Source organism: Castellaniella sp. (assembly GCF_036379515.1).
In the GTDB taxonomy this organism is placed as follows: domain Bacteria; phylum Pseudomonadota; class Gammaproteobacteria; order Burkholderiales; family Burkholderiaceae_B; genus Castellaniella.
Genome location: NZ_DASVGN010000009.1, coordinates 96777 through 110797 on the forward strand (window position 1 = coordinate 96777; position 14021 = coordinate 110797).

At 61.2% G+C, this 14021-nt stretch carries 14 protein-coding genes; all 14 read right to left on the reverse strand.

The features are described 5' to 3' along the window. Positions 1-34: 34 nt before the first annotated feature. The 14 genes from VF285_RS02990 to VF285_RS03055 all read right to left on the reverse strand — a co-directional run bounded on the left by VF285_RS02990 (position 35) and on the right by VF285_RS03055 (position 13989). Positions 35-3163, reverse strand: a complete 3129-nt coding sequence (locus VF285_RS02990) for an error-prone DNA polymerase (RefSeq protein ID WP_346951129.1) — start codon at positions 3161-3163, stop codon at positions 35-37. 21 nt (positions 3164-3184) lie between these two features. After that, positions 3185-4462, reverse strand: coding sequence for a DNA polymerase Y family protein (locus tag VF285_RS02995; RefSeq protein WP_346951130.1), 1278 nt, complete (start codon positions 4460-4462; stop codon positions 3185-3187). Beyond that, positions 4359-5072: a translesion DNA synthesis-associated protein ImuA gene (imuA, locus tag VF285_RS03000; RefSeq protein WP_346951131.1), complete on the reverse strand. Its 714-nt coding sequence runs from the start codon at positions 5070-5072 to the stop codon at positions 4359-4361. The genes VF285_RS02995 and imuA overlap by 104 nt, the downstream gene beginning before the upstream one ends. A gap of 177 nt (positions 5073-5249) precedes the next feature. Then, complete coding sequence (locus VF285_RS03005; RefSeq protein ID WP_346951132.1) at positions 5250-5525, reverse strand: CDGSH iron-sulfur domain-containing protein; 276 nt, start codon at positions 5523-5525, stop codon at positions 5250-5252. A 234-nt stretch (positions 5526-5759) separates the two neighbouring features. Then, positions 5760-7622 carry a methyl-accepting chemotaxis protein gene (locus VF285_RS03010; RefSeq protein ID WP_346951133.1) on the reverse strand — a complete coding sequence of 621 codons (1863 nt, stop codon included), beginning with the start codon at positions 7620-7622 and terminating at the stop codon, positions 5760-5762. A 104-nt stretch (positions 7623-7726) separates the two neighbouring features. After that, positions 7727-8128, reverse strand: a complete 402-nt coding sequence (locus VF285_RS03015; protein ID WP_346951134.1) for a YchJ family protein — start codon at positions 8126-8128, stop codon at positions 7727-7729. Between the two features lie 464 nt (positions 8129-8592). Then, positions 8593-8841: a hypothetical protein gene (locus VF285_RS03020; RefSeq protein WP_346951135.1), complete on the reverse strand. Its 249-nt coding sequence runs from the start codon at positions 8839-8841 to the stop codon at positions 8593-8595. Positions 8842-8986: 145 nt separating this feature from the next. Then, entirely contained in the window at positions 8987-9499 is a 513-nt protein-coding gene (locus VF285_RS03025; protein WP_346951167.1) for a transglycosylase SLT domain-containing protein, read from the reverse strand. Continuing rightward, complete coding sequence (locus VF285_RS03030) at positions 9450-9749, reverse strand: hypothetical protein (protein ID WP_346951168.1); 300 nt, start codon at positions 9747-9749, stop codon at positions 9450-9452. The genes VF285_RS03025 and VF285_RS03030 overlap by 50 nt, the downstream gene beginning before the upstream one ends. After that, positions 9746-10048 (reverse strand): hypothetical protein, encoded by a 303-nt coding sequence (locus tag VF285_RS03035; RefSeq protein ID WP_346951136.1) that lies wholly within the window; start codon positions 10046-10048, stop codon positions 9746-9748. The genes VF285_RS03030 and VF285_RS03035 overlap by 4 nt, the downstream gene beginning before the upstream one ends. Beyond that, the gene (locus tag VF285_RS03040; RefSeq protein ID WP_346951137.1) at positions 10045-10452 is read right to left on the reverse strand and encodes a hypothetical protein; all 408 of its coding nucleotides are present in this window, start codon (positions 10450-10452) and stop codon (positions 10045-10047) included. Before VF285_RS03040 ends, VF285_RS03035 begins: the two co-directional genes overlap by 4 nt. Then, positions 10449-11426, reverse strand: a complete 978-nt coding sequence (locus VF285_RS03045; RefSeq protein WP_346951138.1) for a reverse transcriptase domain-containing protein — start codon at positions 11424-11426, stop codon at positions 10449-10451. Before VF285_RS03045 ends, VF285_RS03040 begins: the two co-directional genes overlap by 4 nt. Positions 11427-11674: 248 nt before the next feature. Then, a complete protein-coding gene (gene avd / locus VF285_RS03050) occupies positions 11675-12073 on the reverse strand; it encodes a diversity-generating retroelement protein Avd (RefSeq protein ID WP_346951139.1) in 399 nt (132 codons plus the stop codon). A gap of 11 nt (positions 12074-12084) precedes the next feature. Continuing rightward, the gene (locus tag VF285_RS03055; RefSeq protein WP_346951140.1) at positions 12085-13989 is read right to left on the reverse strand and encodes a hypothetical protein; all 1905 of its coding nucleotides are present in this window, start codon (positions 13987-13989) and stop codon (positions 12085-12087) included. Between the last annotated feature and the right edge of the window lie 32 nt (positions 13990-14021).

The window sequence follows — 14021 nt, forward strand, 5'->3', positions numbered from 1 at the left end:
TGCGCGCAAATGGCCGGGCATCTGCCCGGCCATTTTATTGTTCATGAGCATGTGTGCGCAGGGCTCCTAGCAATGGGCTCAGGTCCACCAGGCGTCGAGCCTTCAGGTGGCAGATCTCCTGCTGGCGTTGCCAGACTCCGTAGACTCCCAGCAGAGAGGCGTGCCACAGCGCGGCTCGATTGGCCTCGGCTTCGAGGGCGGATACGATGACATTGGCGGACCCGGTTTCGTCTTCAAGTGTGACGAAGACGATGCCGTGGGCTGTTCGCGGGCGCTGGCGCGAAACGACCAGTCCACAGGCTCGCGCCAGGCGTCGGTCTGGAAAATCAGCGAGCAAGGTTGCTGCCGTGCGGAAGCCGCGTTGTGTCAATTCTGAGCGTAGGAAACTTAAAGGATGTCGACTCAGCGTCAGGCCCAGTGCGGCATAGTCTGCCAAGGTGTGCTCGCTGGGGCTCAGGGCGGGTAAATCTGCATTTTGGGATTCGTAGATGGGAGCTTCATGCAGCAGGCCGGGTGCGTGCTGCAACGAGGCTTGCCATTGGCCTGTGCGCCGTTCGCCAACGAGCGCTCTCAGGGCGTTGGCGCGCGCCAGATGTTGCAGGTCGCGGGTACTGAGCCGGGCGCGGATACGTAGGTCTTCCATGTCGACGAATGGGTGAGACGCAACCGCGATAGCCTGGGCTGCTGTTGCCGAGAGGCCCACGATTTGGGTCAGACCCAGCCGCACCGCAGGTCGCGCCGACTCGGTGCAGGCGGAAGAATGGGCCGGGTCTTCCAGTGCGGCAGCCACTCGGCTGTGCTGCACGCAGACTGGAAGCACCCGGACACCATGGCGGCGAGCGTCCTGTATGAGCTGGTCGGGGGAGTAGAACCCCAGCGGCTGGGCGTTGAGCATGGCCACGAGGTAGGCCTCGGGCTCGTGACACTTGAGCCATGCGCTGAGCCAGGCCAGGCGTGCAAAACTGGCAGCGTGGCTTTCTGGAAAACCGTATTCGCCAAACCCTTCGAGCTGCTGACTCAGGCGATCGATGTAGTCTTGGGTGTAACCGCGCGCCAGCATGCCGGTGCGCAGCCGGTCGTGAAACGCACTGACGGTACCGGTGCGCCGCCAGGCCGCCATGGCACGGCGCAGCTGGTCGGCCTCTCCTGGGCTGAAACCGGCTGCTGCGATGGCAAGCTTCATGGCCTGTTCCTGGAAAATCGGGATGCCCAGGGTCCGTTCCAGGATCTGGCGTACATCGGGCGAGGGGTAGTCCACGGCTTCGAGCTTCTGGCGGCGGCGCAGATAGGGGTGAACCATGCCGCCTTGCATGGGGCCTGGGCGCACGATGGCAATCTGGATGACCAGGTCGTAGAAGCACGTGGGCCGCAGGCGGGGCAGCATGCTCATCTGGGCGCGCGACTCGATCTGGAAGACGCCCACGGTGTCGGCAGCCTGAATCATGGCAAAGGTCTTGGAGTCATGGGGCGGGACGCAGGCCAGAGTCCAGGGGCGTTGGTGTCGGTGGGCGACCAGGGGCTCGCACAGGCGTAGTGCGGTAAGCATGCCGAGCGCCAGGACGTCGACCTTGAGCAGGCCCATGATGTCCAGGTCATCTTTGTCCCACTGGATGACGGTGCGGTCCGGCATGGCGGCGTTTTCCAGCGGCACCAGCGTATCGAGCCGGTCTTGGGCGATGACGAATCCGCCTGGATGCTGGGACAAGTGGCGTGGAAAGCCGATCAGCGCCTGTTGCAGGCCGGCCCAGAGGCCTGCTCGTTCTGGATCACAGAGGGTCTGCAAGAGGGTGAGGATCTCGTGCGGATCATGAATGCGGCGCAGCAGCTTCCCCGCCTGTTCGATCGTGCTGCCGGCGATGCCCAGGGCTCGGCCGGCGTCGCGCAGTGCGCTGCGATGACGATAGCGCGTGACAACCGCCGTCAGTGCAGCCCTGTGGCGTCCGTACCGACGATAAATGTACTGGATGATTTCTTCGCGGCGCTGGTGCTCGAAATCCACATCGATATCGGGAGGTTCGCCCCGTTCCCGGCTGATGAAGCGGGCAAATAGCAGATTTGAAGCCAGTGGGTCGACTTCGGTGATGCCCAGGCAGTAACAGATGAGCGAATTGGCCGCAGATCCACGCCCTTGGCAAAGAATGCCGCGCTGACGGGCATGACGGACGAGATCGTAGACGGTGAGAAAGTAGGGTTCATAGTGCAGTTCTTGAACCAGATCGAGTTCGGTGTCGAGCTGGCGGCGGACGGCGTCGGGAATCTCGCCTGGATAGCGGTTCAGCGCTCCGGCCAGGCACTCTGCCCGCAGGTAGCTGCTGGGCGTCATGCCTTCGGGGACGGTCTCTTGGGGATACTGGTAACGCAGGGTGCCGAGCTCGAAAGTGCATTGGTGCGCCACGCGCAGCGTCTCGGCCAGGGTGTCCTGAGGATAGAGACGTGCCAGGCGCAAGCGGCTGCGCAGCGCGTGCTCGGTATTCTGGTGCAGCCGCTGTCCGCAGCCAGCCAGTGGCAGGTTCCAGCGTAGGGCACACAGGCTGTCGTGTACGGGTTGGCGCGAGCGCAGGTGCATTTCGACGGCTCCCAGCGCCACCAGTGGGACCTGGTGGCGCCTGGAGAGCGCGCGCAGTGTTTGAAGATGGGCCGCGTCATGGTCCTCTTGCCTCAGATGCAAGCCCAGCCAGAGCCGGTTGCCGGCTACCGCCTGCAGCGCTTGCAGGGCTGGTTCGCAGCCCCTGGCATCGCTTTCGGCATCCGGCCGCAGGATGAACAGGCAGCCCGGCAGACCTGCCAGATCGGATTGGGAGGCTTCGGGGGCGATCAGGCTTTGCAGCGTGAGGCGGTAGTGGCCTTTTTCACTGTGGCGACGAGCCAGGGTGATGAGTCGCGCGAGGTGGCCGTAGCCCATTCTGTCCTGTGCCAGCACGATCAAGGTCCAGCCGGGCTCGTCCGCCAGGCGAAAGCGGCTGCCAATCAGCAGGTGAAATGGGCGGCCTTGTGTCGCCTCCCAGGCACGGACGACCCCTGCCAGAGAGCACTCGTCGCTCAGGGCCAGACCGGCGTATCCCAGTGTCGATGCGCGGTCGATGAGTTCGTCTGGATGTGAGGCACCTGTCAGAAACGTGTAGTTCGACAGGCAGTCCAGTTCGATGTAATCAGGCAGTAACACGAGAGAGCCTTGTGGTGGGTGTCAGGCGAACAGCCCGTGCAGGAACCAGTTGCCTGACTTCAGGTCGTGGTAGACCCAGTAGCGGGCTGAGTGCTGGTCTTGCGCCATAAAATAGTCGCGGCGAGTATTGTTTAGACGCCACCACCCTTGTTCGATGCGCTCTGGCCGGGGTTGCAGCTGCAGCGGCTGGCCTTGCCAAAGAGGGTGTTCCTGGCGCGTGCTCAGGAGGATGGGCCGGGGCAGCAGCCAGAAAGGGCGGCTGTCTGGCCAGTGATACCGTGTGGGTGTGTGCGTCGTACATTGTGAGGATTGCGTAGCCTGTGACCAGAGTTCGGCTTGCTCGGGGTTGGGCCAGCCCTGGAGTTGGGGATGAGCCAGGCAGTCGGCGCCCAGGCGCGCTTGCAGCGTGTCCAGCAGATGGTCGGTCTTTTGTTGATCCAGGCGGGCGTCGGGCAGGAGCGATGTGGGGACGGAATGCCGGGGTGGGCAGTGGGGGCAGCTCACCGTCAGGCTCAGCACGGGGCCTGGAAGGGTCAGCGATTGAAGACGCAAGCGGCACAGGTGCAGGCAGGCGTTGAGGGCCCATTGCGGTTGAGACAAGGCAAGCGGCAGAAAAGTGGTGGGATCTGCCATTCGGGTGGCGTCATGGTGCAGTGTCAGGTCGATGCGAGGGGTGGCTGCCTGGTGAACCTGAAGGTACTGGCAGAGTTCAGTGACCAGAGGGATCAGCGCCGTATCGATCGCGGCCAGGCTGGTGCCGTGAAAATCCAGTTCACGGGTGGCATGAAACGACACAGGGGCGGCGAGCCAGGGGGTCGCGGGCGGGGCAGGGTCATAGGCACGGTCCAGTTGGGTCAGCAGAGACGATAGCCCCCGCTGGGCCAATCCGGATCGCGGCAGCTGCCTCAGTTGTCCCAACACCTCGCACCCCCAGTCGCAGAGCTGGGCGGCCTGGGTCGAGGTGAGTACGAGAGTTGTGCAGGGCAAGTGATCCAAGTTGCGCTGCATGGAGGTGAGCTGCAGCGTGCGGCGTCTGTGGGGTGAGCCTCGTGCGAGCAAGGCTGAGGCCCAGGCACCGGGTGCCATCCCCGCACGGGTGCCGTGAGGGCTCGCGTGCAGCACGCGGCGCCACAGTGCCCGAGGTCCGCCAAAAAGAGGCAAGCTGCCCGAAAGGTCCAGAGACAGCATCAGGGGATCAAGCAGGGTGATGCGTGGCGTGAACTGAGACAGGGATGCTTGCAGTCCTGGACAGGCTGCCAGGGGCAGCGGCAGGATCAGGCTGATCCAGAGCGTGGTCATGGTCGTACAGAGTGAGCTCTACAGGAGCGGGCAGGGGGCCTGGGTATTTCAGAAACAGGGTACTGACCCCATAGGGATGGGCCTGCAAGGCGATGCGTAGACTGGCAGGGCTGTCGCGCCGGCTCGAGGCGACGGAGCGGTATAGCACCACCAGAGACGTACCCCGCCGGGCCAGGCTGTGGAGCTTGAGCAGATCGGCGTAGGGAGCTGCTTGCACCCAGCACAGGAGTGCAGCACTGGATTGGTGGTACAGGATTTGTGCTGCAGCCCAGGTGGTGTCTTCGGTGGAGTCGGCCCTGACCAGGAGCAGGTCTTCTGGGCATAGTCCCCAGGCAGCCCAGCATTGCGCAGAGGGCAGGTAGGGGGGGTTGAGCAGGATGATGGGTTGCCGCCGGTCTTGGAGGGTTTGCAGGGCGGGGCGAAGCAGACGGACTTCACCGATGCCGGGGTGCGCAGGCAGCAGTTCGATGAGTGTGCCTAGAGGCCAGCCACCTTTCAGGGCCTCGTCCAGGGCGACGTGGCCGCTGGGAAGGCGTCGGCGGTGGCCCGTGGCCAGCTGTGATGCGCGCCAGAGCGCGGGGTGGATGTGTTCTGGGTGAAGAGCAGGCATGCTGAATCAATTTAACTGTGTTTTTATACAGTATATTCGATTCATCATCCATTAGAAGTAGTCGCTTGGGGTGACCTGGTTAAGGAAGCCCAGGCAGGGAGGCTCAAGCGGTTGTTGTGGTGGTAAAAAAAGCCAGACAGCATGGACTATCTGGCTTTTTGCGTTGGGATGCCGGGCTTAGTCGGGTGGGTACTCTTTGCCCACCATGTCATCCGGGATGTGCGAGTGGTGGCCATCACAGTAAGGGGCGTTATGCGTCTGCTTGCAGCGGCACAGGCTGACGGTGTCTGTGTCCCTGGCCTTGAAGACCAGCGGTGTGATGCCGGTTCCTTTGTGGGACCCGTCACAGAAAGGCTGATGCTTGGACCGGCCACAGCGGCACCAGTGATATTCCTGACCTTCGACCAGATCAACGTCAATCGGGCTATTCATTGCAACAACCGACTTCGCCATGGTGATTCCTCCGACACAGTAAGACGCACAGGAGCCCCGCCACCCAGTGCAGCAGGATGCTCGACCATGAGATGCGAGGACTCGCCTGTCCGTTTCATGGGGCTTCGATCGTGGCGAGCCGAGGTTTACGTTACCGAACCGCCGTGTTGTGGGCAATCCCGGGTTTTCCTGATGGTATTGCGCCTCGGGGCGTGATCGTGTGCTGTGACAGCGAGCAGCCCGAGGTCGTGCGAATCATGCTGGCAGGGGCAAACTGAGCGGCCTGGCCGTCACGGTCGCGGCCACATGATCATCCAGCTTGAAGCCAGCCACCGCCATGGACAGTCGCCCCGCTTCATCGCGCAGGCTGCTGGCTGCCGCCGACGATTCCTCGACCAGTGCGGCGTTCTGTTGCGTGGTGGAATCCAGCTGTGAAATCGCCACATTCACCTGGCTGATCCCCAGGCTTTGTTCATTGGTGGCCGTCTTGATTTCCTGGATGATCGTCATTACGCGGCCCACCTCGGATACGATTTTCTCCATGGCGGTGCCGGCTCGCTCGGCTTGGCCGCGGCCCGCCGTCACGTCTTCCACGTTGGTGGAAATCAATGCCTTGATCTCTTTGGCCGAGGCAGCAGAACGCCCGGCCAGCGCTCGCACCTCGGAGGCCACCACAGCGAACCCTCGGCCGTTTTCACCGGCACGAGCGGCTTCCACCGCTGCATTGAGCGCGAGGATGTTGGTCTGGAACGCGATCGAATCGATGACGCTGACAATCTCGCCGATGCGCTTGGAGTCTTCACTCATCTTGTACATGGTGTGGACTACTTCGCTGACAGCCTGGCCGCCGCCGTCGGCAGAGGCCTTGGCGTTGTTGGACAGCTCGACTGCCGCCAGCGCGGAATCCGCCGTCTGCTTGACGGTGCTTGCGATTTCTTCCATGGAAGCCGAGGTTTCCTGGATGCTGGCTGCAGAACCGTCCGTGCGCGCGGCCAGGTCGCGGTTGCCGGTTGCAATCTCTTCGGAGGCCGCGTGAACTTCGCCGATGGCGTCCCGGATGCTGCGTATCGTCACAGAAATGCGCTGCACAAACTGGTTGAATGCTCGCCCAACCTGCGAGAGTTCGTCGTCACCGGTTTCGTTCAGGCGCACGGTCAGGTCACCCTCGCCGGAGGCGATGTCCCGCAGCGCATCGCGCAGCAGGCCCAGCCTGCGCAGCAGCTTCTGAGTCAAGAAGCTCAATACCAGAATCGCCAGCAGGATCATGACAAGGCTGGTTGCGGTCGCCGTCCAGCGCATCTGGTGCACCCCCGCCAGGATGTCTGCTTCGTTCAGTGCCACTGCCAGCATCCAGTCGGTGCCTGTGATGGGATGCACACTGAGCCAGTAGGCGGTGCCATCACGCACGACACGAGTGTTGCCCTTCGGTTGGCCTATCAGCTTGGCCAGTTGGGGGCCTCCGTAACCGCCGAACACGTCAGTCGCAGGCTTGAAATTGAATTTGGCATCGGTGTGCGCAATGATCGTGCCGTCCTTGGAGACCAGGTACGCGAAGCTGTGTGGAGTGGGGTGCAGCGTTTGGGTGATTCGGGCGATGTCTTCCAGGCCCACATCACCTCCTACAACCGCCTTCCCATCTTTCGTCACGGGTGCCACGACGCTCAGGACGGGGGCGCCTGTGGCGGCATCGATGTAGGGTGCGGTCAATACGGGGGCCCCGGTTTGTACCGCCAGCCCATACCACGGACGCTTGGTGGCATTGAAGTCGGCTGCCACCTTGTTGGGCTGCGAGAACAAGATCGAACCATCGGCGTAGCCAATGAAAGTCAGGCGGAAACCGCCTGCATCGCGAGCCTGCACCATGTAAGGCACTGCGGTGGCCTTGTTCATGGCTTGAGGGGTCAGGGACGCAATGATGTTCTTCTTGTTCTGCGCCCAGCTTTCGATTTCGCGCACGTCGCTGTCGATGAGTGCATTGGTCTGCTGAGTGACGAGATTCGTCACGATATTCTGCGCGGAATACTGGTTGGCTACGGCCAACAGCCCCATGGCGACGGCAACCGTTACCGCAGATGCAATGACCAGCTTGGTTCGAATGGACAGACGGTGCGCTCTCATCGGGGTCTCTTCACACAAAATCAACAGCATGGTTACGACAGCCCGGCGGCAGTCTGTAGCCCCTTGGGCGTCACTTTGTGTAACAGAGAGCGAAGACGTGTTTTTTAAAGCGGGGCGACCGCCGCATCCACATACAGCCACCGCCCGTTCTCGCGCACGAAACGGCTGATTTCGTGCAGGCGCGACGCCCGGCCGTTGACCCGGACTCGCGCCACGAATTCCACTGTTTCATGATCTGCATCCTGGCGGTCATGGTGGCGCACTTCCAGCCCCAGCCACTTTGTCCCTGGTTCATTGGGCGCCAGCGCCGCAGGGCGTGTGCTCGGGTGCCAGGTCTGCAGCAGATAGTCGATTTCATCCAGCACGTAGGCGCTGTAACGCGACCGCATCAAGGCTTGCGCGTCGGGCGCCTGCAGATGCAAAGGCCCATGATGCCAGCGGCCGCAGCACGCGTGATACGCGGCCGGCATACCGCAAGGGCAGGAGGGGGAATCAGGGGTCGACATGCGCGTGCGCTGCGAGGATTCGAATCTGGAACAGTCTACTCGGATGTCTACCTACGACATACGAATGTCGTGATTCCCGATGTGTTTCGCATGATATGTGTCAGCGGCACATAAACCAGCACATACAGCCAAAAATAAAGGGCTTCGGAATTGTCCGAAACCCTTGAATTTCTTGGCTCCCCGACCAGGGCTCGAACCTGGGACCTGCGGATTAACAGTCACAGACACTATCAATCCGCATAAATAGAAAGCCTTTTATTTCAACTACTTGCAGCGCTAGCCGCGATTGCAGGTCAGGCGAATATCGCCAAATTACCCCCTATTTATACCCAGTTACGGCACGTTTACGGCACAGCGCGGCCCATTGCTCATTGTGCTGCACCACCTGACGCGTTATCCCGACAGGTGTAGCGTCAAGCTCTTGCGTCGTTGCCCACCGGATTGGACGGGCCACGTCGCAATAGCTACTCGTCGTGTGCGTCGCGCACCCACTTACGAGCGGCATCAACGACAGCACGATCATCCATTGCAGCGACTTTTTCAGCCATAGCATCCGCTTTCCTCCTGGTTTCCTGAGCCTCTTGCAGCCGGTCCGCTTGAGCCTGTTTCCTGCCCGTCGCCCGCTGGGATGCACCAAAGCCCAGCACGGCGGCCACGGCTCCAGCAGCGGCCAGAAGATACGGCCAGATTTGCGACAGCAGGGCGGCAATCATGACGTCGACTCCGCAACGGACCTTTGATATTGCGCTTGGGCGGCCGCATCAGCCTTTGGATTTTTGACGTCATAAAAACAAGCTTCAGGGGGAACGGGGAGGGCCCACGAGCCAAGAAACTCTACAAGGAACAGGAATAGTTTGATCATTTATCGGTGCTCCATAAGTTGCTAGGTAACAGGCCCAAAGTGAGCTTTGCTTGCACTCGGGTTATCGCCTCGGCTTTGGTGATGTACCCGTCGCCATCACGATCTAGTCCCGCATTCTGCGAGTAGGCAATGGATGGCCGCGCGAACAGCACGTAATCGTCCGGCTTGCCGATGGCCTTGGGGTACAGGATTGCCATGTAGACGTCGGCCAAATTTCGCATGCGGCCCGCGTAGGGCTTGAAGTACAGTCGCACGTAATCAAGTTGCTCGACAGCCGACATGGCGGCCAGGGCTTCCGTACTGGTACCCAACCCACGCGCGGTGGCAGGCATGAACTGGATCAATCCCACGGCACCAGACCCAGCTGCATTGCGAATATCGGGCCGGAAGGTCTCCGCAGACTCAAAAGCCATGCACGCCATGAGCCATGACGGCTCGATATTCAGTCCTTGGCAGATGTTAGCGACCGTTGCCCGGAATGCTGGGCTTACCTTCGCCCCCCAGGCCATCGTCGGTGGTGTGGAGCCGATCTTGCCGGATGATGCGGGCGAGGATTCCGGCGGCAAGACAGGTGTAGCCGACCCACTTGAGCGCGGCATCAGGAATTGCAGAATGGATTTCAGCAGGAAGGATAAGCCAGACATGGGCCACGGACTCCGGAAAGGCCTGCAGGACACCGAGAATACCGAGGCCCGCCGCCTGCAGACGGACGGACCAGAAACGATGGCAGGATCGCCATTCGGGGATGAGCTTCATCATGGTTCGGCCCGCGCGCGCTGGCGCAACTCGTTCACGTCGTTCTCAAGCCGCGAAGCGCGGCTATCGAGCACATCGAGCCGCGCCGAATTGGCCTTTGTCGCGTCCACCATCTTGGCGAGCTGCACATCCTGCCGGGCGTCCAGACGCTCCATGCTGGCCAGCACTTCGGCCACGTGCGTGTTAGTCGCACTGATGCTCCACGCACCCCCGGCGATCAATCCGCCCAAGCTGATAGAGCACGCGATAAGCGCTTTGATCGATACGTGGATTGCGACCTCGCGGCCATCCTGTGTGCTCATGAACCAACCTCCGGTTGCAGCAGTTCGGCCTTGCGGCTGGCGTCGATGACGCCTAGCGATGACATCAAGTCCAGCCCCATGCCGACAGCAGGATCGGTCAAGTCCACGAAGTCGGCGGCAATCAGGTTGTCATACGCCCGCTGCAGGTTGACATCGGTGCTGGCCCGGACAGCTGCGTATTCGGTGTTCGTAAACCTGTCCAGAAACTCGCGCGCTGACAGCACGGTGCGGCCCGTTGGCGTGGGTTGCACGTCCTCGATAGCCCATGCCGGGCCGCCCCGCCAGAAGGCTGCCTGCGTCTGCCGGTTATAGGCGGGGCAGTCCACCCCGGCGCGGCCCATCCAGGGGGCAGGGTCATCCGTTTGGATGTGTTCCAGGGTGTGAGGGCTGTAAGCGTCGTTCATGCGGCGATCCCCATGCGATTCATCAGGTTGTAGGTATCGGCGTGACAGGCATGGCCAGTCCAGGCATCCAGAAATCGACGCAGTTTTTCGTCTTCGTGCCTGGCTCGAAGTGACCGAACTTTGCGCTTGGCTCTGGCCACCGAGTCACGGCGCAACAGCTTATGGGTATCCCAGATGCGGTATCCCACGAAATTCACGCCTCGTGTGGCCGGTATCAGGGACCAGTGCGAGAAGCTCAATCCCAGTGTCGTGCGGGCGAACCATTCGATTTTCAGGCGCAGCAGCGACATGGCTTCACGGGCCTGCGAGAGCACCACGATGTCATCCATGTAGCGAGCAAAGCGGGTGATACCAAGATGGTGCACAAGCCAACGATCTACGACGTGGCCGATCACGTTAGCTGATAGCTGGCTAGTGAGGCGCCCAATATCAAGGCCTTGGCCAGACGTCGGGATCATGGTCTCAAGGAGCGACAGCGTGGGATGGCAACTGATCTTGCGCTGGTATTCGTGGTGCAGCACGTCACGCCGGATGCTGGCGAAATACTTGCTGAAGTCCGTCTTCAGAATCCATGCGCCATCTGCTGGCATGTGCCGCAACATGGCCTGCACGTCGCAGGCTGCAGCATGAGTCCCTTTGCCGCGACGGCAGGCATAGGACTGCGGCAAGAACACACCGTCAAAGATGGGCTCAATGACATTGCACAGCGCGTGTTCGGCCACGCGGTCCACGAATGGCATGGCCGTAATCAGGCGTGGTTTGGGTTCGTAGATCATGAACTTGTGTGGCTGACCGGGACGGTAGCTGCCGGCGGAAATTGAATCTCGAAGTCGCCCCAGGTTGGCCGCGAGATGTTCCCTGAACAATAGATGACCAAAGCTGTAGTGTTTGCCCTTGGCTGCCTGATGATAGGACCGCCAGATGTTCGCGTCCGTCACGATTTGAGGAAAAAGGTTCTTGTATCGTTTGCCCATGAAATGCTGGCACGGCTTTCCAGACTTCGTACTCGCCGCTCTCCAGACCCAGTAGTGTGTTTGCCGAAGCAGGTAGACCGAGCTGACCATCGTGATGGCCTGGCCAAGACGCCGTAGCAGCTTGGCCGGATTGAAATTGATCGTCACCGGCGGCGCGCACGCTGTAATTCCAGTTCGAGTTCGAGAGCGCATTGTTAAAGTTCGCCGCCCGAGAGCCGGAATCCGCCGCATTATTGCGGTCGCCGCTTTCATCTCGATCTACCCATTTGCAGTTTGGAGATCCACGCGCCCAGCATCGCGCCTGTTTCGGCCAGATGCACTTCAGCCACTTCGTGCTGGTGCCTGGACATCAGTTTGCGTGCTGGGTTTGAGGCAAACCGCAAATATTCGCGCAACGTCGCAAGACCGGAATCCGCAAGATACAGGCGGCTTACCTGGTTCGATTTGCTCGCGTCATTGAATAGCGCTGTCTGGTCCAAGGCGCGCCCCAGGAACACGTCCCGAAACACGCGGTGCTTGCCAGACCAATTCACTGCCATGGGGTAGACGTAATTCACGAACTCCATGTAGCGCTGCGTCACCGCCAGCCCACGGGCAGAGCCTCGAACTTCGATGACGGACGTTGCGTCTTGATTCTGTTGTTGCATGGTGGCCCGCGCTACCGCGCGGTCCTCCCAAGATTCAGGTGGTCACCGGCGGCGCGCACGCTGCAACTCCAGTTCGAGTTCGAGAGCGCATTGCTAAAGACCGCCGCCCGAGAGCCGGAATCCGCCGCACCATTGCGGGCGCCGCCCAGCAGGATCAACCCGGTTGTTCCATACCATGATCCGCGACCCGTACCCGCATAAGCAGAGCCGTTGCTAGAATTGATCGGGCCGCCAATTACCCACACATGCCCGGTTGCTTGCTCAAGGCCGATACGCGATGTGAAGTTCGGCTGTCTGGCAGTCGCTGGGATCGTGACTGCGGCGCCACCCAGCGATTGGCCCTCAGTCACCCCAAACGCAGCAGAGATGAACTCCTCATAGCGGATGAGCCGCAGACCGTGGGCAGATACCAGCTCCTGCGCTTCCCACGCTCGCAGCGCTGCATACTTGAGTGTGCCGTCACCGCCCCACGCTGTGGGTATCTTGGGCAGGACTGTACCGGAGGCCACATCCGTGTTGTAGCGACTGATGCCGTTCGCATCCACATCCGTCCCGCAGAAGTAGATGGCAACCCAGCACTGTGCGATGGGGTCGAACACCATGCCGCGCTGCTCACCTTTGCAGCGCCAGGCCAGGTCCCAGATCGAAAACTCGTTGATGCCGGCGATGCGGTCAACCTTCGCCTGCGTCCAGAGCATCGACCCGCCGCCTGATGTCACGCCAGACGCGGTATTGAAGCCACCAGCAGCTGGGGTGGTTCCGGGTGCCGTCAGACTGTAGTGAAAGCCCCCGATCTTGAGCGCGCCCGCTACTGGTGCTGAAGCAGGGCTCGTGAAAGGATCTGCGACCGCTATGGCGGTACTATCTGGCTTCACCCAAACGCTATAGTCTTCGCCAGGCGTCATGGTGCCGGGAAGAGTGATCGCCGTGTCAATTAGGAACGTAACGTAGGACCCTGCGACACTGACGTAGGTACCCGCACGGATCGATGCGCCCGCCGCGCCAGACTTGATGATGGCCGGGCCGTCGTAGGTCTTGACGAGGGTAAAGGGGTCCTTCATTGCATTCAGATAGGACTGAGCATTCGCCTCGCTGATTGCGGCATTGCTGGCCGATTGAGTCGCTGCCAGCTCCGCGCCATGAGCGCTGCCTTCACTGGTTGCGGCATTGTCCGCTGATGTGGCTGCGGCCAGTTCAGAAGCGTGTGCAGCATTCTGACTTGCCAGCGCTGCCGCCTGTGATAGTCCGGCTGCGACTTCGGAGCCGTGGGCCTTGCCTTCGCTGGCCAGAGCCGCACTGGCTGAACCAGCGGCATTGCCTTCGGACAGGGCTGCGGCCAGTTCAGAAGCATGCGCAGCATTCTGACTTGCCAGCGCTGCCGCTGTACTTGTTGCTGCGTTGGTCTCGCTGGTGGCTGCGTGGCTCTCAGATGTCGCCGCCCCCGCCGCTGCATTCACCGCGTCCCGGGAGGCTTGAAGCAGTGAATCTCGGTACTGGTCGGCGGGTGTACTGTCGCTGATTCCGATCTTGATAGATCGGCTCAACTGTTCCGCATTTTGCTGACTCAGGATAGTGATCCGATCCAGCGCCGTCTCGATGACGTCAGGATAAAATTTGCCCTGATTTGTCAGATCCAGCGTCTGCAGGTAGGCAAGGGCACTTGTGATTGTGAGCTTTTCCCCGGCGGGTAGAGGCACGGGTAACGTGACGGTACCTCCTGGGTCAGTGCCCTGGCCGGGGTTCATCGTGGCCGAATAGTCCGGCCCGTCAATGAGTGTTGATTCCACTCCAGCGCTATCAGTGTGGATGACCAGCAGGTCACTGATGGCAAAGACCGTGAACGCGAACGGAAAGGCGACAGCGACGTCATTACCGTCGAAAGGTCCCGCCTTGCGGTTGTCACTGGATATGGTCATTGGATTGAGCGCGCTGTTGATTGCCTGCAGGT

Coding starts and splice junctions, on each gene's coding strand:
- VF285_RS02995 (WP_346951130.1), bottom strand. CDS start 4,462: ATGACCACGCTCTGGATCAGCCTGATCCTGCCGCTGCCCCTGGCAGCC.
- imuA (WP_346951131.1), bottom strand. CDS start 5,072: ATGCCTGCTCTTCACCCAGAACACATCCACCCCGCGCTCTGGCGCGCA.
- VF285_RS03005 (WP_346951132.1), bottom strand. CDS start 5,525: ATGGCGAAGTCGGTTGTTGCAATGAATAGCCCGATTGACGTTGATCTG.
- VF285_RS03010 (WP_346951133.1), bottom strand. CDS start 7,622: ATGAGAGCGCACCGTCTGTCCATTCGAACCAAGCTGGTCATTGCATCT.
- VF285_RS03015 (WP_346951134.1), bottom strand. CDS start 8,128: ATGTCGACCCCTGATTCCCCCTCCTGCCCTTGCGGTATGCCGGCCGCG.
- VF285_RS03020 (WP_346951135.1), bottom strand. CDS start 8,841: ATGATTGCCGCCCTGCTGTCGCAAATCTGGCCGTATCTTCTGGCCGCT.
- VF285_RS03025 (WP_346951167.1), bottom strand. CDS start 9,499: ATGGCCTGGGGGGCGAAGGTAAGCCCAGCATTCCGGGCAACGGTCGCT.
- VF285_RS03030 (WP_346951168.1), bottom strand. CDS start 9,749: ATGATGAAGCTCATCCCCGAATGGCGATCCTGCCATCGTTTCTGGTCC.
- VF285_RS03035 (WP_346951136.1), bottom strand. CDS start 10,048: ATGAGCACACAGGATGGCCGCGAGGTCGCAATCCACGTATCGATCAAA.
- VF285_RS03040 (WP_346951137.1), bottom strand. CDS start 10,452: ATGAACGACGCTTACAGCCCTCACACCCTGGAACACATCCAAACGGAT.
- VF285_RS03045 (WP_346951138.1), bottom strand. CDS start 11,426: ATGGGCAAACGATACAAGAACCTTTTTCCTCAAATCGTGACGGACGCG.
- avd (WP_346951139.1), bottom strand. CDS start 12,073: ATGCAACAACAGAATCAAGACGCAACGTCCGTCATCGAAGTTCGAGGC.
- VF285_RS03055 (WP_346951140.1), bottom strand. CDS start 13,989: ATGACCATATCCAGTGACAACCGCAAGGCGGGACCTTTCGACGGTAAT.